Origin of the sequence: Staphylococcus pasteuri (assembly GCF_030547725.1) — a bacterium.
In the GTDB taxonomy this organism is placed as follows: domain Bacteria; phylum Bacillota; class Bacilli; order Staphylococcales; family Staphylococcaceae; genus Staphylococcus; species Staphylococcus pasteuri.
This window is the reverse complement of record NZ_JAUOQO010000002.1, coordinates 254,105-272,705: the sequence shown is the minus strand read 5'-3', so window position 1 is coordinate 272,705 and position 18,601 is coordinate 254,105. Positions and strand designations below refer to the sequence as shown.

At 30.9% G+C, this 18,601-nt stretch carries 21 protein-coding genes; 17 read left to right on the top strand and 4 right to left on the bottom strand.

Features of this window, described 5'->3' with window-relative positions:
* Window positions 1–83: 83 nt before the first annotated feature.
* The 3 genes from Q4528_RS03465 (at window position 84) to Q4528_RS03455 (ending at window position 2,583) form a co-directional block, all read left to right on the top strand.
* Window positions 84–560: a GNAT family N-acetyltransferase gene (locus Q4528_RS03465; RefSeq protein ID WP_017636369.1), complete on the top strand. Its 477-nt coding sequence runs from the start codon at window positions 84–86 to the stop codon at window positions 558–560.
* Window positions 561–703: 143 nt separating this feature from the next.
* Window positions 704–2,002 (top strand): HD domain-containing protein, encoded by a 1,299-nt coding sequence (locus Q4528_RS03460; protein ID WP_046466400.1) that lies wholly within the window; start codon window positions 704–706, stop codon window positions 2,000–2,002.
* A 74-nt stretch (window positions 2,003–2,076) separates the two neighbouring features.
* Window positions 2,077–2,583, top strand: a complete 507-nt coding sequence (locus Q4528_RS03455) for a YwhD family protein (protein WP_017636367.1) — start codon at window positions 2,077–2,079, stop codon at window positions 2,581–2,583.
* Window positions 2,584–2,651: 68 nt separating this feature from the next.
* Here the strand turns inward: Q4528_RS03455 and larC are convergent, their stop codons facing one another.
* Genes larC through larA form a run of 4 tightly spaced genes read right to left on the bottom strand, consistent with a single transcriptional unit; the run spans window position 2,652 to window position 6,758 of the window.
* Window positions 2,652–3,830, bottom strand: a complete 1,179-nt coding sequence (gene larC, locus Q4528_RS03450) for a nickel pincer cofactor biosynthesis protein LarC (RefSeq protein WP_046466401.1) — start codon at window positions 3,828–3,830, stop codon at window positions 2,652–2,654.
* 16 nt (window positions 3,831–3,846) lie between these two features.
* Window positions 3,847–4,605 (bottom strand): nickel pincer cofactor biosynthesis protein LarB, encoded by a 759-nt coding sequence (gene larB / locus Q4528_RS03445; protein ID WP_029056389.1) that lies wholly within the window; start codon window positions 4,603–4,605, stop codon window positions 3,847–3,849.
* Between the two features lie 34 nt (window positions 4,606–4,639).
* Window positions 4,640–5,464 carry an ATP-dependent sacrificial sulfur transferase LarE gene (gene larE / locus Q4528_RS03440; RefSeq protein ID WP_029056390.1) on the bottom strand — a complete coding sequence of 275 codons (825 nt, stop codon included), beginning with the start codon at window positions 5,462–5,464 and terminating at the stop codon, window positions 4,640–4,642.
* 28 nt (window positions 5,465–5,492) lie between these two features.
* Window positions 5,493–6,758 carry a nickel-dependent lactate racemase gene (gene larA, locus Q4528_RS03435; protein WP_046466402.1) on the bottom strand — a complete coding sequence of 422 codons (1,266 nt, stop codon included), beginning with the start codon at window positions 6,756–6,758 and terminating at the stop codon, window positions 5,493–5,495.
* A 279-nt stretch (window positions 6,759–7,037) separates the two neighbouring features.
* Here larA and Q4528_RS03430 point away from each other — a divergent pair, with 279 nt between their 5' ends.
* The 14 genes from Q4528_RS03430 (at window position 7,038) to Q4528_RS03365 (ending at window position 18,288) form a co-directional block, all read left to right on the top strand.
* Window positions 7,038–7,277, top strand: coding sequence for a hypothetical protein (locus Q4528_RS03430; protein WP_017636363.1), 240 nt, complete (start codon window positions 7,038–7,040; stop codon window positions 7,275–7,277).
* A gap of 173 nt (window positions 7,278–7,450) precedes the next feature.
* Window positions 7,451–7,843, top strand: coding sequence for a hypothetical protein (locus Q4528_RS03425; protein WP_017636362.1), 393 nt, complete (start codon window positions 7,451–7,453; stop codon window positions 7,841–7,843).
* Window positions 7,844–7,936: 93 nt separating this feature from the next.
* Window positions 7,937–8,062, top strand: coding sequence for a hypothetical protein (locus Q4528_RS03420; protein WP_017636361.1), 126 nt, complete (start codon window positions 7,937–7,939; stop codon window positions 8,060–8,062).
* A gap of 149 nt (window positions 8,063–8,211) precedes the next feature.
* Window positions 8,212–8,625, top strand: a complete 414-nt coding sequence (locus Q4528_RS03415) for a YwiB family protein (RefSeq protein WP_017636360.1) — start codon at window positions 8,212–8,214, stop codon at window positions 8,623–8,625.
* Window positions 8,625–10,286: an arginine--tRNA ligase gene (gene argS / locus Q4528_RS03410; protein ID WP_017636359.1), complete on the top strand. Its 1,662-nt coding sequence runs from the start codon at window positions 8,625–8,627 to the stop codon at window positions 10,284–10,286. The genes Q4528_RS03415 and argS overlap by 1 nt, the downstream gene beginning before the upstream one ends.
* A gap of 90 nt (window positions 10,287–10,376) precedes the next feature.
* Window positions 10,377–11,009, top strand: coding sequence for an endonuclease III domain-containing protein (locus tag Q4528_RS03405; protein ID WP_017636358.1), 633 nt, complete (start codon window positions 10,377–10,379; stop codon window positions 11,007–11,009).
* A 177-nt stretch (window positions 11,010–11,186) separates the two neighbouring features.
* Window positions 11,187–11,699, top strand: a complete 513-nt coding sequence (locus Q4528_RS03400; protein ID WP_017636357.1) for a DUF805 domain-containing protein — start codon at window positions 11,187–11,189, stop codon at window positions 11,697–11,699.
* 2 nt (window positions 11,700–11,701) lie between these two features.
* Entirely contained in the window at window positions 11,702–12,211 is a 510-nt protein-coding gene (locus Q4528_RS03395) for a DUF805 domain-containing protein (RefSeq protein ID WP_029056396.1), read from the top strand.
* Between the two features lie 217 nt (window positions 12,212–12,428).
* Window positions 12,429–13,775, top strand: coding sequence for an MATE family efflux transporter (locus Q4528_RS03390; protein WP_046466403.1), 1,347 nt, complete (start codon window positions 12,429–12,431; stop codon window positions 13,773–13,775).
* Window positions 13,776–14,083: 308 nt separating this feature from the next.
* A complete protein-coding gene (locus tag Q4528_RS03385; RefSeq protein WP_029056397.1) occupies window positions 14,084–14,980 on the top strand; it encodes an ABC transporter substrate-binding protein in 897 nt (298 codons plus the stop codon).
* Between the two features lie 148 nt (window positions 14,981–15,128).
* Window positions 15,129–16,079 (top strand): FecCD family ABC transporter permease, encoded by a 951-nt coding sequence (locus Q4528_RS03380; protein WP_046466404.1) that lies wholly within the window; start codon window positions 15,129–15,131, stop codon window positions 16,077–16,079.
* Window positions 16,080–16,131: 52 nt separating this feature from the next.
* Window positions 16,132–16,854, top strand: a complete 723-nt coding sequence (locus Q4528_RS03375; RefSeq protein ID WP_029056399.1) for an HAD family hydrolase — start codon at window positions 16,132–16,134, stop codon at window positions 16,852–16,854.
* Window positions 16,838–17,626, top strand: a complete 789-nt coding sequence (locus Q4528_RS03370) for an alpha/beta fold hydrolase (RefSeq protein ID WP_072291860.1) — start codon at window positions 16,838–16,840, stop codon at window positions 17,624–17,626. Before Q4528_RS03375 ends, Q4528_RS03370 begins: the two co-directional genes overlap by 17 nt.
* Window positions 17,627–17,781: 155 nt before the next feature.
* On the top strand, window positions 17,782–18,288 hold the full coding sequence (locus Q4528_RS03365; protein WP_017636350.1) for an SA0570 family protein: 507 nt from the start codon (window positions 17,782–17,784) through the stop codon (window positions 18,286–18,288).
* The last annotated feature ends 313 nt before the right edge of the window (window positions 18,289–18,601 follow it).

Genomic DNA, 18,601 nt, shown 5'->3' with positions numbered 1-18,601 from the left:
TAAATACGCTGCGTTAAATGAATACGATACATATATGATATAATGCATTTATTAATAACTTGTAATTGTTAGGGGAGACAAAAATGCATAGAGTCAGAGAAGCAACAAGTACAGATGCGATAGCGATTAGAGATGTAGCAACAAAAGCTTGGTATAATACGTATTTAAATATTTATGCTGCTAGCACAATCAATGAATTATTAGCAGCGTCATATAACGAAGAACATTTAAAGAAAAGAATGCAAGAACAATTATTTTTAGTTGCAGAAGAAGATGAAGAAATTGTAGGTTTTGCCAATTTTATTTATGGTGAAGAATTATATTTATCAGCGCATTATGTACATCCTGAGTCTCAACATAAAGGCTATGGTACGTTGTTATTAGAAAAAGGTTTAGAGTCATTTAAAGGGAAGTATGACACGGTTTTCTTAGAAGTTGATAATCAAAATGATGAAGGTATTCATTTCTATAAAGAACAAGGGTTTGAAATTATAAGATCTTATCAACCAGAAATGTATGGTGAAGTCATGAATTTAGCATTAATGAAGAAAGTCTTTTAGATCACAATCATTTTTATTTTAAAGAAAATTACAATGAATATATGCTATCAATGATTATGACTACTAACTAAATTTAATAGAGTTTATAGAGTAAATGTTAGGGGACATAAAAATATATGTCTCCCTTTAAAAGGAGGTATTTCATGACACAATCATCGTATGCAACGACGAAACTTGCAGAGGAAAAGGTATTCAAAGACCCTATACATAGGTATATACATGTTAAAGATCAATTGATTTGGGATTTAGTGAAGACAAGGGAATTTCAAAGATTACGTAGAATTAAGCAACTTGGCACATTATATCTTTCCTTTCATACAGCTGAACATAGTCGATTCGGGCATTCTCTAGGTGTTTATGAAATAGTGCGTCGTATGATAGATGAGACGTTTGAAGGTCGCGATGCATGGAATAATGAAGACCGTCCTCTTGCCTTGTGTGCTGCGTTGTTACATGATTTAGGTCATGGACCGTTTTCACATAGCTTTGAAAAGATTTTTAATACAGATCATGAGGCATTTACTCAGGAAATTATTACTGGAAATACAGAAGTAAATGAAGTATTGAGTCGTGTTTCAGCTACATTTCCACAACAAGTAGCTGATGTAATTAATAAGACTCACGATAATAAGTTAGTCATATCTATGATTTCATCACAAATTGATGCAGACCGAATGGATTATCTACAACGTGACGCTTACTTTACTGGAGTATCATATGGTGCTTTTGATATGGAACGTATTTTACGTTTGATGAGACCTTCTAAAGATGAAGTTTTAATTAAAGAAAGTGGTATGCATGCAGTTGAAAATTTCATCATGAGTCGTTATCAAATGTATTGGCAAATATATTTCCATCCTGTCAGCAGAGGCGGAGAGGTATTATTAAATAACTGTCTGAAAAGAGCTAAACAACTATATAATGAAGGGTATCAATTTAAGAAATCACCTGAAGATTTTATACCATTTTTCGAAGGGACAATGACAATTCAACAATATGTTGATTTAGACGAAGCAGTTGTTATCTATTATTTGAAAAAATGGGTTGATGAAGATGATAAGATTTTAAGTGATTTATCACGTCGTTTTATTAATCGTGATTTATTTAAATATATTCCGTTTGACGGCTCAATAATAACAATTTCAGAACTTCAAGAGTTATTTGAAGCGGGAGGAATTAATCCTAATTATTACTTTGTGAGCGAGTCGTTTTCAGATTTACCTTACGATTATGATCGACCAGGTTCTAATCGTAAACCCATTCACTTACTAAGAAGAGATGGTTCAATTAGAGAGATTAGTAATCAATCATTAGTCATTAATAGTATTACAGGAATTAATAGAGAAGATTATAAATTATATTATCCAAAAGAATTGATTTTAAATATTAAGGATGAAGAGATAAAAGGTTCTATTATTAATCTTTTAAATGAATTAAATTAATCAATCGATTGATAGAAATTGTTTGCTCATTTAATATAGAATTCAGTTGGAAATTGTCAGAGGAGGTGGCCTACGTGTCAGAAAAGAAAGGTTTTAATTTTAATATTATTAAAAATGATCCCTTAGATGGACATAAAGGTACCAATATTGGTTCAATTACTTTAGATAATATTGCGCCAGTATTTATAGATGTTGCAAATCAAGAAGCTTTTATTGATATTGGTGGCATGCATGCACGTGCTAAAGTTGAAAAAGGTGTTAAATGGATTACCGACAAATCAGAAGTAGAAGGCGAAGAAGCAAAAGAATACTGGCTTTGTTGGGTTACTACTGAAAGAGGAGAACATGGCCCATATTACGCTGGTGTAACGGGATGCTATTTATTAGTAAATAAAAGCATTCGTCGTGGGTATAAAAGTATGCCTGAACATGTGAACATGATGGATAAATCTATGAAACATCAAATTATTATCGATCATATTGGTAAAGAGAATAAAAAAGTACTTAAAGACTTTTTACAAAATCATAATGAAGATATGTGGAATAACTCAAGCAAAGAATTATTTGACGCATTTGAATAAATAATTAATAAACCAACAACTTTCAAAATCATCCTTTGATGATGTGTAGTTGTTGGTTTATTTTTATATTATAAATTGAGTTGTTCAACCATACATTTAGTTATTTGTTGGTAAATAGTTTGGATATTTTGATTATACTTTTTGGCGATTTCTTTGATTTGATCAAATTCTGGTTTGGCTTTGATTAATTCATCATTTTTATAAGCTAATTTAACTGACACATTGCCATAAGGTGTTTCAATATCATGATATTGACGACTTAGAATACGACGGTTAACTGTATAGCTTCTAACACCTAATGTTGATGTATGTGTAAGTATGAAATCTTCGATAGTTGATTTATCATCTGGTTTACAAATAACTGTAAGTTGAGTAGCTGGGCGTTGTTTTTTCATAATAATTGGTGTGTAGAATATGTCCAATACCTTTTGATTTAAAGTATTTTCCATTAAATCACCTAACATTTCAGCGGTCATATCATCAATTTGACATTCTATGACCTGTACCTGGTCAGCTTCATTTTGTTGGTCTAGTACTTCAAATTGAATGACTCTTAACACATTTGGAAAGTCGAAATCTTTGGTTCCGGCTCCATAACCAATGTTCTTCATTGTATTTGCAGGAAATGTACCAAACGAAGTTACAAGACTTTTAGCAAAAGCTGCCCCAGTAGGTGTAGTTAATTCACTAGATACATTAAACTGAGCTAAAGGGATTCCTTTTAATATTTCTGCAGTAGCTGGTGCTGGAATTGGATAAATACCATGTGCGATTTTTATTCGACCATTTCCTGTTGGAATAGGTGAACAATAAAGGGTATCTATGTCTAAAAGTTCTAGAGCAATACAGCCTCCAATGATATCAATGATTGAATCCATAGCGCCTACTTCATGAAAATGAACTTCGCCTACTGACATACCATGTATTTTAGCTTCAGCATGTGCAATAACATTGAAAATAGCTTTGCTACGCGTTTTAACTCTATCATTTAAAGTACTATTATCTATAATGTTATAAATATCAGAAGCTTTACGATGATGATGTGATTCTTCAAAATCAATTTTCAGTGACGTGGCTTGTATACCTTGTTTCATTACTTTATTAAAATGTAATGAAAACGTATCGATGGGTAATTTTTTTAATTCATTTTCAATTTCCTGAGGGTTAGCACCTATATCTACAAGTGCGGATAATAGCATGTCACCAGCAATACCGGCATGACAATCTAAATACAATGCATTACTCATATTAGTGTCTCCATTTCTATTTATTTTCCAACATATTTATAATCATCGAAGCATTATAACCAGCACCAAAACCATTATCTATATTAAGTACACTTGTTCCAGGCGCACATGAATTTATCATTGATAATAATGTTGTTATCCCATTTAAATTAGCGCCGTAACCTACACTAGTAGGCACTGCATAAACAGGATGATCCACTAATCCTCCAACAACGCTAGCTAATGCACCCTCCATACCTGCTATAACAATTGAAACATGACCTTTACGTATATCTTGGATATGTTCAAAAAGGCGGTGAATACCTGAAACACCTACATCATAAAATCTTTGAACATTTGTGCCCATGACTTCTGCTGTTAAAGCTGCTTCTTCAGCGATAGGTAAGTCAGAAGTACCAGCACATAATACTGATATATACGCATTAGATTTTGGTATGGCGCCAATTGGACTAGATATAATTTGCGCTAAATCGTGATATTGTAATTGTGGATGCTTATTGATAATATATTGTGCTTTGTCATTATTCACTCGAGTTACGAGAATAGTTTGATTGGTATTAAGTAAACTTTCGATAATTTGATCAATTTGTTCTTTAGTTTTACCTTGTCCAAAGATGACTTCAGGGAAACCTTGTCTTTGTGCACGATGTAAATCGATTTTAGCAAAGCCCAATTCGTCGTAATGACGGAGTTGGGCTTTCGCTTCTTCTACAGATATTTGATTGTCGTGAACCTTATTTAGAATTTGTTCTAGTTGTTCGTTGTTATCTTTCATATTTTGACATCCTTATAATTATTAGAATTAATACTTAAAATTCAGATGACTTAGTGTTTATAACTTCGTTCATACTACCTGTACGATAACCTTCTAAATCGATAGTTACGTAGTCAAATCCTAGCTCTTTAAGTCTTAATGTAATATTTGTTTTATTTTGAATAACTGTAGATAACGCATCATCTTCTACTTCAATACGTGCTATATTTTGATGATAACGTACACGAACATTATTAACGCCTAGACTTAGAATATATTTTTCTGCTTCATTAACTTTATTTACTTTTGAAAAGCTTAAAGGTTCACCATATGGAATTCTTGAAGCTAAACTACATAATGCTGGTTTATTCCAAACTGGTAAATGATGTTGTTGACTTAAATCACGTACTTCAGATTTGTATAGCTCAGCTTCTTGAAGTACACTTCGAACATTAAATTCTTCTCTAGCTTTTAATCCAGGACGGAAATCTTCTAAGTCATCCATAATCATTCCGTCGATAACATAGTTAAATCCGACTTGTTTTCTGATATCTTCTAAATTGCTATACATCAAACGTTTGCTATAATACCAGCTTTCTGGTGTGTTTTTAATAATATTTTCATCATTCAATTCAGACATTTCAGCTTCTACTACATGAATACCTAAGCTATTACCAAGTTCGATAGCTTGGTCAAATTCTTCATTACGGAAAAGTTCAGATTTGACTACAACAGGCATTACATTTTCAGTTCCTAAATTGTCGATTGCTTTTTTTAGAACGAGACTACTATCTACACCACCAGAAAAGGCGATAACTACACTTCCCATATTGTTTAATAATTGATCTAATTTTTCTTCTTTATTGTTTATATTAGTCATGTTGAATTCCTCCTATAAGTAATTTAAATTATTCATTTTCTACGTATGGAATTGTTAATGGACCTTGAGGCATGACACCAATCGTTAATGGACGACCATACGATTCTTCTAATTCTTGTAATGTTTTTTCGATATCTGATGTAGGATTAAGCATTGAGTCTTTAAGTTGTTGGTCAGTTAACTCTGAATATACATATACATTGGCAAATGTTTGAATACTTGCTTGTTTTTGTACTTGCCATTGGTCAACTTCAGAAAAGTTAGGATCATGTATTAAATCTAAAATACCTTGAGGCGTATCTGCCATTTTGAAAATTTCAGCGAATTTACCATGATCTGGGAAACCATCTGCACATTCAGAAACCATAATAATATTACCGCCTTCTTTAACCACTTTACTTGCAGCACTCATACCTTTAACAGTTTGATAAAGGTTTTGGTCAAGTGGATAACCTGAGTTAGAGGCAATAACGACATCGAATCGTTGATCACATTTAAACATGGCATGTTCTTTAACATAGGCACAACCTTGTTTGTGTGCTTCAAAAACTTCTCCGCCGAAAGCTGCAGTAATCTCTTTATCTTTGTTTAATGCAACGTTTAACATAAAGTGTGGCTTACACATTTTATTTACTTCACGAGCCATATTTTGGACAGGATTATCATCTAAATTTCCCCAAGTTGAACGAGGGTCGCCAATCATTTGGGCATTATGGAAAGTTTGAATGGTTTCAATTCCAGCAATACCTGGCATAATACCTTTAGGACCACCAGAAAAACCTGCAAAAAAGTGAGGCTCAATAAAACCAGTCACAATTTTAAAATCAGATTCTACATAGTCTTTATTTAAATAAACATCACAACCATATTGACTATGGCCAACTTTTGTTAAGCTTTCTTCTTCATTACAATGATTGTGAACAATTTTAACAGTGTCAACAATGTCTTCGCCTAACATACTTATTAATTCTTCTCGTGTTTGATCTCTATGTGTGCCAGTGCCATTGATAATCACAAAGTTTTCTCGAGGTACATGACTTAACTCTTCCATTAATAACGGTACCAATATATGGTTAGGTGTAGGTCGTGTAATATCACTAATGACAATAGAAACTGTATCACTACTTTTAACCATGTCTTTTAAAGGTTTCGAGTTGGTAGGATGTTGTAATACATCTTTAATCGTTCCCTCTACGTTTTCCACTGGATCAATATTTAAGGGTTCTATGACTGTGCTATCGTCAGGAACTTCAACATCTATTTCGGATTTCCCATATAATACTTTTGTTAACAAAATATTCCCCTCCGTTGTAGAAGCATTGAAATCTCTTCTTGTTTTTGTTCTGAATTGTTTGATTATTATAGTTAAATTATATCATAGGTATTGCAATATTTTAATTTATGAAAGTATATAATTATTACCACCATTGAATTGTTCTTTTATATGTAAATGTAAATTTATGAATTAATATTTTGTTTTCTATATTTATATTGTAAAAAAAGATTAAATAGTATTAACAAATTCATCAAAAAAATGTATATTTAATTTAGATAAACATAAGGAGGGTAAAATATGCCTGAACAACAAAAAGATAATAATGCATTAGTTTTTATAATCCTTGGATGGGTATTTTCTGCGCTATCACTAATAGTATTACCAATTATTTTTGGCCCAGCAGGAATTGTGTTTGGTGCTTTAACAATTAGTAAAGGTAAAAAGACACACGGTATTATCATTATCGTCGCTGCAATAGTATTTGCTATTTTAGGGTTCACTTTAGGATATATTATTGCATCAAATGCAGGTGCATAATTTTACCAATTGCTTTTAAGAAAAATCATATGTAAGTAGAATTATTAAATTTAGTAAGAAAATAAAATACAGCTATAAATTCAGCCATTCATTTTGAAAAAGAATGAATGGCTATTATTATAGGAAAGTTTAATGATTTTTAATGAATTAAAATTGATATAGGGGATGAGACCATGCAATTTAAATTAAAAGAAGATGAACTAATAGATTATTTAGAACTAAAATATCCTGAGTTAAATTTTGTTAAAGGTAGATTTTTAGTAGGACAACATAAGCAAGAAGACTTACATGTGTATTATTTAGGAGAAGATACGTTTGCGTGTGTCACTATTGCATTTAAAACTTTTGAAATTAAAGATGCTGATATTTTAGATTATGCACCTGTTATAGAGATAAGACTTAAAGATGGTATGTTATTTAGAAAAATGCGAATTGTAACTGAAGCGGGTGTATTAAAATATGGCACATCTAAAGTGTTGCTAAGTGACTTTCAAAAAGAAAACTATGACAAGTTTATAGATGGAAATAAAGAAAAAGTGATTTATAAAGAAGGAGCGTTCCAATAGTTATCATTTCAGTATAGGGTATATTTACACATACATATAAAAATGATAATATAAAAATTAAATAATTAATATTATAGAATATGAGGTATAGACATGAATAAATTAATATTCATTACAACATTGAGTTTCGGCATCGTATATTTCTATAAATATCAAATGGAAAAATATAAGTATCAAAGTGATATTGTTGATATTGAATCAGTAGAAGATTTGATTTAAGTATACTTGTTTTACTTTAAGTGGGTGAACTAATTATAGTTTGCTCATTTTTTTGTTTTTTAAATATTTTAAATAGGCCAATACTACAAGCAATAGGGCAATTATGCTATAATATCATGTATTATTGTGTAGAATAAGGGAGTAGTAAATTGGAAAATAATGTAAAAATTCAAACGAAACAAATTATTAAACAGAACGGCGATAAAGAGAAGTTTGATTTTACTACTGAGGGATCATGGCACAAGCGTCAGTCTCACATCATTAGATATAACGAAAATATAGATGATGCCAAAGTGAATGTAACGATTAAGATAGAGGACGACGGCGTAAAATTGATCCGTAAAGGCGACATTAATATGAACTTTCATTTTGTAGAAGGTGCGGAAACAACGACCCTTTACGATATACCAGCTGGACGTATTCCATTAAATGTTAAAACGTTAAGTATTCTACATTTTGTAACACCAGATGGTGGTAAACTGAAAGTACATTACGAACTATATCAAAATGAAGAAAAAATGGGTTCATACCAATATGAAATAAATTATAAGGAGTTAGGCTAATGAATATTATCGATCAAGTAAAGCAGACGCTTATTCAAGAAATAGAAGCAAGTATTAAAAAAGCTGAATTAGCAGAAGATATTCCAGAAATTAAAATTGAAATACCTAAAGATGTAAAGAATGGAGATTATTCAACAAATATCGCAATGGTATTAACTAAAATTGCTAAACGTAATCCAAGAGACATTGCTCAAGCGATTGTCGACAACTTAGATGCTAGTAAAGCACATGTTAAACAAATTGATATTGCAGGACCCGGATTTATTAATTTCTATCTAGACAATCAATACTTAACTGACATCATTCCAGAAGCAATCCAAAAAGGACATCAATTTGGGAATGCAGAAACATCTAAAAACAAAAATATTTTACTTGAATATGTATCAGCCAACCCAACTGGTGATTTACATATCGGTCATGCACGAAATGCGGCTGTTGGTGACACGCTAGCTAATATTTTAATTGCTGCTGGATATAATGTAACTCGTGAATATTATATTAATGATGCTGGTAATCAAATTTCTAATCTTGCGCGCTCTATCGAAACACGTTTCTTTGAGGCGTTAGGTGATAACAGTCATGAAATGCCTGAAGATGGATATAACGGCAAAGATATTATTGAAATTGGTAAAGATTTAGCTGATAAACAACCAGAAATTAAAGATTATAGCGATGAAGAACGTTTGAAGACATTTAGACAGCTAGGTGTCGATTATGAAATGTCTAAATTGAAAAAAGATTTATCAGATTTCCATACTCATTTTGATAGTTGGTTTAGCGAAACATCTCTTTATGAAAAAGGAGAAATTAAAGAAGTATTAGCTAAAATGAATGAATTAGGCTATACCTATGAAGCAGATGGTGCGACTTGGTTACGTACATCTGACTTTAAAGATGACAAAGATAGAGTTTTAATTAAAAAAGATGGCAATTACACTTATTTCTTACCTGACATTGCCTATCATTTTGATAAAGTTCAACGTGGAAATGATATTTTAATCGATTTAATGGGTGCTGATCATCACGGTTATATTAATCGTTTGAAAGCATCACTTGAAACTTTTGGTGTAGACAGTGACCGATTAGAAATTCAAATCATGCAAATGGTACGTTTAATGCAAAATGGTGAAGAAGTTAAAATGAGTAAACGTACAGGCAACGCGATTACTTTACGCGAAATTATGGATGAAGTTGGTGTGGATGCTGCGCGTTACTTCTTAACTATGCGTAGCCCAGATACACACTTTGATTTTGATATGGAATTAGCAAAAGAACAATCTCAAGACAATCCAGTGTATTATGCACAATATGCGCATGCTCGTATTTGTTCTATCTTGAAACAAGCTAAAGATCAAAGTATTGAGGTTAGTACTGATGTTGATTTTTCAAAAATTACTAATGACAAAGCAATTGAATTATTGAAAAAAGTAGCTGAATTTGAAACTACGATTGAAAGTGCTGCAGAATCAAGAGCACCACATCGTATGACTAATTACATTCAAGATTTAGCTTCTCATTTCCATAAATTCTATAATGCTGAAAAAGTACTTACAGATGACATTGAAAAAACAAAAGCACATGTTGCATTAATAGAAGCGGTAAGAATAACATTAAATAATGCTTTAGCATTAGTTGGTGTGTCAGCTCCAGAAACAATGTAGTAAATAGTATAAAACAAATTGTCTCAAATACCCTTATAGCTGCGGTTATAGGGGTATTTTTAATATAAAGAACTAGAAAGTGGTGAAAAATTGTTACACACACAAGAGTTATATGACATTCTATATCAAAATATGGGGCCTCAACATTGGTGGCCTGCCGCCAGTGAAATAGAAATGATGTTAGGAGCAATACTCGTCCAAAATACAAATTGGAAAAATGCGGACTTAGCCTTAACATCTTTAAAACATGAGACAAATTTTAACCCACAACATATTTTAGATATACCACTAGAAGACTTACAACAAATCATTAAATCGAGTGGATTCTATAAAAATAAAGGGAAGGCTATACATGCTTTATTATCATGGTTAAATGATTATCAATTTAATTATGAGGCTATTGTTTCAAAATTTGGAGACGATTTGAGAAAGGAATTATTAAAAATTAGAGGCGTCGGCAGTGAAACGGCTGACGTATTAATAGTTTACATTTTTGGTGGAATAGAATTTATTCCAGATAGTTATACGAGACGTTTGTATGCCAAATTAGGATATTCTAATACTGATAGTTATGATAAGTTTAAAAAAGAAATTCAATTACCAAGTACTTTTACGAATCAAGATGCTAATGAATTTCATGCTTTGTTAGATAACTTTGGAAAGAACTACTTCAATATTAAAAATGGCACACATTATACCTTTTTAGATCCGTATTTTGAATAAAATATTGTATATAAAGAATTATGATAAGTATTGGTATTCTTTGATTTTGTGAACTTTAATCATATAATAATCATTTTAAAATTAATCATAACTATAAATTACTATTATTTTGAAAACGTTTGAAAAACAATATATAAATTATATAATAGGAGATAAGAAAAAATAGGAGAAATGATTATGATTAATGCATATAAAAAGTTTTGGCAATATGCTTTTACGTGTGAAGGACGGACACGACGCAAAGATTTTTGGTTAGGTGCTTTATTAAATATTATTTGTTTAATAATCATGGCGATTATTGCTGCATTAGTTTTTGCACATATGGAAAATGGTAAAGTTTTATACGATATTGTGTTTTATATATTTTATGTTGTGCTGGCAATACCTATGTTTTCGATATCAGTGAGACGATTTCATGATATAGGTAAAGGAAAAACAATACCAATCATCTATTTGGTTTTAACATTACTATCCCCTATATATCAGATTAGTGAGGATTATAAATGGATTTCTCAAATTTCTGATTCAAATGTAGCATTATTAATAATTATAGCTATTGTCTCAATAATTCTTGCAATAGCATCTATTGTCATTTCAATTATGGCTCTAGTTTACTGTGTTAAGGATAGTGAAGAAGGAACGAATCAGTATGGTCCCAACCCTAAAAAAGTTAAAAATAAAGGAGATTAATTATGATTAATGCATTCAAAAAATCTTGGCAAAACGCCTTGATATTAGAAGGACGAACTCGAAGAAAAGATTTCTGGTGGGCCTTGTTGGGTAATTTTATTTTATTAATTATACTAGAAGCAATTCTTAGTTCCTTAACTAATATTACAGGTAGTTTGACAATAGTAATCGGTATTTTATTTAATGTGATTGCTTTATTAATTTATTTTGTTATTTTTACACTATCAGTAAGAAGATTTCATGATATAGGTAAAGGAAAGACTATTCCAGTTATCTTTCTAATTTTAACAATTCTTTCATTGTGTAATAATATTATCAACTTATTTAATTTTAATTACCAAATAAACCAAGATAACCATATTTTAATTGGTATTTTAGGTGTGATTTCTTTTGCGTTTGTAATACTAGCTATTGTCATTTCAATTATGTCTTTAATCTATTGCATACAAGACAGTGAAAAAGGAACAAACCAATATGGACCTAATCCTAAAGGTGAGACAACTCAATCTTAAATCAAATACTAATTTTTTAAAACTGTGTTACGAGCTTTGTAGCTTATAATACAGTTTTATTTTGTATAAACTCATCAGCAACTATAAATTAGTTCTTAAAAAAGGGGACTTATATTTAACAAATTGACATTATCCTAGTGAATAAGTAAGATAAAAAAGTTATAATCAAATGATAATATGAGTCGCTTGTTTAATTACTATGAATGAGGGTGGTTTCATGCCAAGTAATCAAAGAGATTTTACACATGGTAATATATTTAAATCTTTATTCTTTTTCTCAGGACCAATCATGCTTACAAACCTTCTTCAATCTTCGTTTCAGATTATTGCGAGTTTATGGGTAGGTAATTTATTAGGTGCACATGCTTTAGGTGCAGTTGCAATTTCAACGACGATTTTACTTACAATGCTTTCTTTTATTATTGGTCTCAATAACGCAGTATTAACGATATTGTCTCAATTTTTCGGTAAAAAAGATTATCAAGGTTTAAAACAATATTTGAATGCCTTTGTTGTTGTTATGACAACGATGGCAATTATTTTTGGTGCCCTTGGATTTATCTTTTCAAAGCAATTATTATTATTGATGGGAACACCGGAGTCTTTATTAGGACAAGCTAATACCTATTTACAAATAAGCTTTTTAGGTATTTTATTCTTATTCGGATATAATTTTGTAAATACAGTGTCACGTGCGCTTGGAGATAGTAAAACACCGATGCGTATCGTTTTTCTAGCTGTTGTACTCAATGCTTTTTTAGCGCCATTATTTATAGGTGGATTTCAGTTAGGCATAGCGGGTGCGGCACTTTCAACAGTTGTATCTCAAGGTCTAGCGTTTATTTATAGTTTATATCATTCAATGAAACACGAATTAGTTCCTTTCACCATTCCTAAAGTACCATCTATAGAGCAAGTGTTATTAATATTAAAATTAGGGATACCAGCCGGTCTACAAATGGCTGTTATTCAAGGCGGTAATGCAGCTATTTTAAGTGTAGTGACTCAATTTGGTGGAGATACTGTAGCTGGTTTTAGTGCATCTCAAAGATTAGATAGTTTAATCATGTTACCGGCAATGGCACTTGGAACGGCGGTAAATAGTATGGCAGGTCAAAATATTGGTGTTGGTGATTGGAAAAGAGTTAGACAAATTGCCAAAGTATCTGCATTATATAATTTCATGATTATGACTACGATTGCATTAATTGTTATTTTAGTTGCAGATGTTGCAATTAGATTCTTTATTCAAGATCCTGAAGCCGTTAATTTTGGTAGTCATTACTTGAGAATTGTAGCGCTTTGTTATCCATTCTTAGGCTTAAATTTTGTGTTTAATGGTATTGTGAGAGCATCAGGAGCCATGTATCAAGTGTTAATTTTAAATATCATCTCATTCTGGATACTAAGATTTCCATTAACTGAGCTTTTTTCAAAAATGTTTGGTCAAAATGGTATTGCTATAGGTATGGGAATTGGTTTTATTATAAGTAGTATCTTTGCAGTCTCATATTATCAATTTGGAAAATGGGATCAAAAAGTCATCACTGAAGATAATAAGTAATAGATTAAAACAAAGAGGTCGGGACAAAAGCGCTTAGGATTTGAGCAGAACCGAACGATGAGCAAAATTGTTTCTCAAATTTTGTCGAATCGTGAGAGCTTCTGCCGAAAATCCTGCTTTTGGGACGCCGTTAATCGGTTTCCCAGAGCACAAAAACTTTATGTCTCAACCTCATTTTTGTTTAAAATCAATGTAAAAATAAATTATATTTTGAAAAAATGAAAAACCTAATGAAATTTGTATAGAATTTGATATGATTAAAAGAAAGATTATACATATAAAAATTAAACTGAATGGAATGAGAATATATGAAACGTCATTTGTGGATAGTCATGATAGCTACAATTTTAATTCTAGCAGGTTGCAGTCAAGGTAATGATTCTAAATCATCTAATAATAAAGATAAACAAGCTTCTGATGGAAAATCACCATATCATCGAATCGTTTCGCTAATGCCAAGCAACACAGAAATTCTATATGAACTTGGTTTAGGAGACAATGTAGTAGGTGTATCTACAGTAGATGATTACCCTAAAAATGTTAAAAAAGGGAAAAAGCAATTTGATTCAATGAACTTAAATAAAGAAGCGTTATTAAAAGCAAAACCTGATTTAATACTTGCGCACGAATCACAAAAATCATCATCTGGAAAAGTATTAGATTCACTAAAAAAAGACGGGATTAAGGTCGTCTATGTGAAAGATGCTCAATCAATTGATGAAACATACGATACATTTAAATCTATAGGAAAGTTAACGCATAAAGAAAAACAAGCGAATCAATTAGTCAAAGAAACGAAAGACAATGTAAATAAAGTAGTGCAATCTATTCCAAAGCATCATAAAAAACAAAATGTATTTATTGAAGTATCATCAAAACCAGATATTTACACAGCAGGTCAGCATACTTTCTTTAATGATATGTTAAACAAACTTCAAGCTAAAAACAGCTTTAATGATATTGAAGGTTGGAAATCTGTAAGCAAAGAAAGCATTATAAAGCACAATCCAGATATATTTATTTCAACTGAAGGAATGTCTCAATCTGATTATAAAAAAATTATCGAAAAACGTGGTGGATTCGATAAAACGAATGGGGTAAAACACAATCGCATTGAAACGGTAAATGGTGACGAAATATCACGACCAGGACCTAGAATTGATGATGGATTAAAAGAATTAAGAGACGCTATTTATAAAAAATAATATAAATTTAAAAGTACTAGCAGAAACATGTCAGGCCTATAAGTAAAGTTTTTAGATAGGTAGGTAACTTGAATGGCTAGTACTTTTTTTATTTAAAATTTGTTATGATGAGCACGATATCTATATTGTAAATAGGAAAGAGAATAAAATGAAAAAGTTGAAAACAATTTTAATATGGACATTATTATTAATAGTGATTACTTTAATAAGTTTGGTATGGCAAATTGGTGATTTATCAGATCCATTTAATCAAACTATTTTATTGAAAGTTAGATTACCAAGAGTGATGGAAGCTGTACTTACGGGAGCAACTTTAACTTTAGCAGGTCAAATGTTTCAGACTGTACTTAATAATCCATTAGCTGATAGTTTTACGTTGGGGTTAGCAAGTGGAGCAACATTTGGTTCAGGTTTAGCACTTTTTCTTGGTTTAAGTTTCTTATGGATTCCTTTTTTCTCTATTGGCTTTAGTCTTATTACACTTGTAATAGTGTTAGGACTAACTATGGCATTATCTCAGGGGTATCCTGTGCGAGTTTTAGTACTCATTGGTTTGATGATAGGTGCCTTATTTAATGCTTTATTATATATTTTGATTTTAATTAAGCCACAAAAACTAAATTCAGTAGCCAACTATTTATTTGGAGGATTTGCCTCTGCTGAAATTGAAAATAATATAGTGATAGCTACCGTATTAGTTGTAGCTATTGTATGTTTATCCTTATTAATCCATTCTATTAAATTATTGCAACTGGGTGAATTGAAGGGACAGTCTTTAGGTTTAAATGTTCAACGTATTGCATTTATAGTACTTACTATAGCTTCAATTATAACGGCAGTTGTCGTAGCCTATGTGGGCATTATCGGCTTTATAGGTATGATTGTGCCACAATTAGTCCGTCGTTATTATTGGCGTTTTGAGTTAGGAACACAGATGATTTTGAATACAATCATTGGGGCTACTGTTATGATAATGGCAGATTTCATAGGAAGTACGGTTATTCATCCAATACAAATACCAGCCAGTATAGTCATGGCATTACTAGGTATACCAGTATTATGTTATATATTATTATCTCAATATAAAGTATTACGCTAATCCTATTCATTTGCTAAAATAGGAATTAATAAACTATGAAGAGGTTACTAAGATGGATTTGAGTCATATAAAAGCAATTGTCTTTGATTTAGAAGGAACATTGCTAGATCGAGTAAAATCACGTGAGAAATTTATAGAAGAACAATATGAAAGATTTCATGATTATTTTGTCCATGTACAGCTTGCTGATTTTAAAAATAAATTTATCGAGTTAGATGATGATGAAGACAATGATAAACCTGATTTGTATAAAGAAATTATAAAACAATTTCATATTGATAGATTAACTTGGAAAGATTTATTTAATGATTTTGAGATGCATTTCTATCGTTATGTCTTTCCTTATTATGACACGTTATACACTTTGGAGAGATTGTCTAATGCTGACTATCTTATTGGTGTTATAGCTAATGGAAAATCAAAAATAAAGCAATTCAGATTACATTCTTTAGGTATTATGCATGTGATTAATTACTTATCTACTTCTGAAACAGTAGGTTATCGAAAACCCCATCCAAAAATATTTGAAGATATGATTGATCAACTTGATGTTAAAGCAGAGGAGATTATGTATGTCGGAGACGATGCTTTAAATGATGTCGCACCTGCACGTGCCATGGGAATGGTAAGTGTATGGTATAAACAAGAATATGCTGAAATAGAGCCTCTTAAAGAAGAAGTAGATTTTACAATTACAACAATCGAAGAATTATTAGATATATTACCGAAAAACTTTAACTTAGAAGGAGAACAATCTAATGGATTTATTTACTAGAAATGATGGAACAACATTACACTACAATACGTTAGGCGAGGGTTATCCTGTAGTGCTTGTTCATACAGCATACGATAATTATTCTGTTTTTAATAATTTGGCTAAAAAGCTTGCTAAATCATTTCAAGTGGTGTTGATCGATTTAAGAGGGCATGGATACTCTGATAAGCCTAGAAACATAATATTTAAAGAGTTTTCAGATGACATTATCGCATTATTAGATTACATATACATAGACCAAGCTGCATTTATTGGCCATGAACTAGCTACTATGATTATATCTGATTTGGCTGTAAGATATCCTGACTATGTTTCTTCATTAACTTTAGTTAATCCTACATCTGTTGAGGGAGAATTACCTGAAGAACGATTATTTAGAAAATATGCTCATAAAATACGTAATTGGAATGATGAGGAACAGTCTAAATTTTTAAATAATAAAAAATATTACAAACCACGTAAAATGAATAAATTTTTAAAACATGTAGAAGATACGAATGCTATTTCAACAAAAGAGGAAATACAAGCTATCGAAGAGGTATTTAAATCTAAGGGTATTGCTGAAGTATTTTCAGAAGTAGAGGCACCGACGCTAATTATTGCTGGAGAATATGGAGAAAGAACAACAACATTAGAAGCGAAAGAAGTATTAGATTTAATAGTACACGGAGAATTTTTAGTGTATAGTGCTTCTAGTTTATATCCATTTGTAGAAGAAGAACATAAGTTTATTGATGATGTATCCACATTTATCAAGCAACACATACGTTGATAAACAATGTAAACATTGGTTTAATGAAGGGTTTATGTAAGACTTTAGAATGAAATTTGTAATATTTTTGTAATATTATTGTCATTTTAGTAATATTTATAGTATACTAACAGTAAGCACAAGAAAGAGATATTGATAAAAAGGAGCGTGTGCTTATGAAAAAGCTAATGGCATCATTACTTGTTTCAGGTCTAGTTGTCACAGGAGTAAACGTTAATCACGTTGAAGCAGCAACTGGAAATTCACTTCAAACCGTTCAACAAATCACTCAAGGCGATCAATCATTAGAAAATGTTAAAATAGGCGAGTCTATTCAAAGTGTTTTAAATAAATATAGTCATCCAATTTATTCTTATAATGAAAATGGGTCAGAACACTATTATGAATTTAGAACACATAAAGGCGTTCTATTAGTTACAGCAGATGGCAAAAAAGATAAAGGTCACGTGACACGTGTATCTATGACTTATAATAAAGCTGACGGACCAACATATAAATCAGTTAAACAAAATGTAAGCCCTAGTGCTGTAAGCCGTGTACATTATAATAAAGTAACTGGTAACTTTGGTTATATCCAAGATAAAAATGCAAGCTATCAATTTAGCTCAAATTCACCTAAAGATAAAAATGTAAAACTTTATAGAGTGGATTTAGGTAAATAAAATAGCGTTTAAAATAGCTAATAACCGATAAACATATTCATAAATGATATACATGTCATAAAGTTAGGAACTTAGTTCAACTTTAAAGGTGTACATCAATATTTTGAATATATGTTTGTCGGTTATTTTGTGTTTTGAATAAATAAAATTAGTTTATTTTATCTAGGATAAACTTAACCATTAGTATAAAATTAAATTTAAGTGTAAAGAAATCACGAAAATATTATGTTACAATGCTATATTGATAGTAATTAAAGCGTGTTTAATATTTTAAAATTTATGTATAGAGTGAAAATAGTATGCTTAAGTTTTC

Excerpts from the sequence above, each read along its gene's own strand:
- Q4528_RS03465 (WP_017636369.1), top strand. The coding sequence starts at position 84 with ATGCATAGAGTCAGAGAAGCAACAAGTACAGATGCGATAGCGATTAGA.
- Q4528_RS03460 (WP_046466400.1), top strand. The coding sequence starts at position 704 with ATGACACAATCATCGTATGCAACGACGAAACTTGCAGAGGAAAAGGTA.
- larC (WP_046466401.1), bottom strand. The coding sequence starts at position 3,830 with ATGAGTAATGCATTGTATTTAGATTGTCATGCCGGTATTGCTGGTGAC.
- larB (WP_029056389.1), bottom strand. The coding sequence starts at position 4,605 with ATGAAAGATAACAACGAACAACTAGAACAAATTCTAAATAAGGTTCAC.
- larE (WP_029056390.1), bottom strand. The coding sequence starts at position 5,464 with ATGACTAATATAAACAATAAAGAAGAAAAATTAGATCAATTATTAAAC.
- Q4528_RS03430 (WP_017636363.1), top strand. The coding sequence starts at position 7,038 with ATGCCTGAACAACAAAAAGATAATAATGCATTAGTTTTTATAATCCTT.
- Q4528_RS03425 (WP_017636362.1), top strand. The coding sequence starts at position 7,451 with ATGCAATTTAAATTAAAAGAAGATGAACTAATAGATTATTTAGAACTA.
- Q4528_RS03420 (WP_017636361.1), top strand. The coding sequence starts at position 7,937 with ATGAATAAATTAATATTCATTACAACATTGAGTTTCGGCATCGTATAT.
- argS (WP_017636359.1), top strand. The coding sequence starts at position 8,625 with ATGAATATTATCGATCAAGTAAAGCAGACGCTTATTCAAGAAATAGAA.
- Q4528_RS03400 (WP_017636357.1), top strand. The coding sequence starts at position 11,187 with ATGATTAATGCATATAAAAAGTTTTGGCAATATGCTTTTACGTGTGAA.
- Q4528_RS03395 (WP_029056396.1), top strand. The coding sequence starts at position 11,702 with ATGATTAATGCATTCAAAAAATCTTGGCAAAACGCCTTGATATTAGAA.
- Q4528_RS03390 (WP_046466403.1), top strand. The coding sequence starts at position 12,429 with ATGCCAAGTAATCAAAGAGATTTTACACATGGTAATATATTTAAATCT.
- Q4528_RS03385 (WP_029056397.1), top strand. The coding sequence starts at position 14,084 with ATGAAACGTCATTTGTGGATAGTCATGATAGCTACAATTTTAATTCTA.
- Q4528_RS03380 (WP_046466404.1), top strand. The coding sequence starts at position 15,129 with ATGAAAAAGTTGAAAACAATTTTAATATGGACATTATTATTAATAGTG.
- Q4528_RS03375 (WP_029056399.1), top strand. The coding sequence starts at position 16,132 with ATGGATTTGAGTCATATAAAAGCAATTGTCTTTGATTTAGAAGGAACA.
- Q4528_RS03370 (WP_072291860.1), top strand. The coding sequence starts at position 16,838 with ATGGATTTATTTACTAGAAATGATGGAACAACATTACACTACAATACG.
- Q4528_RS03365 (WP_017636350.1), top strand. The coding sequence starts at position 17,782 with ATGAAAAAGCTAATGGCATCATTACTTGTTTCAGGTCTAGTTGTCACA.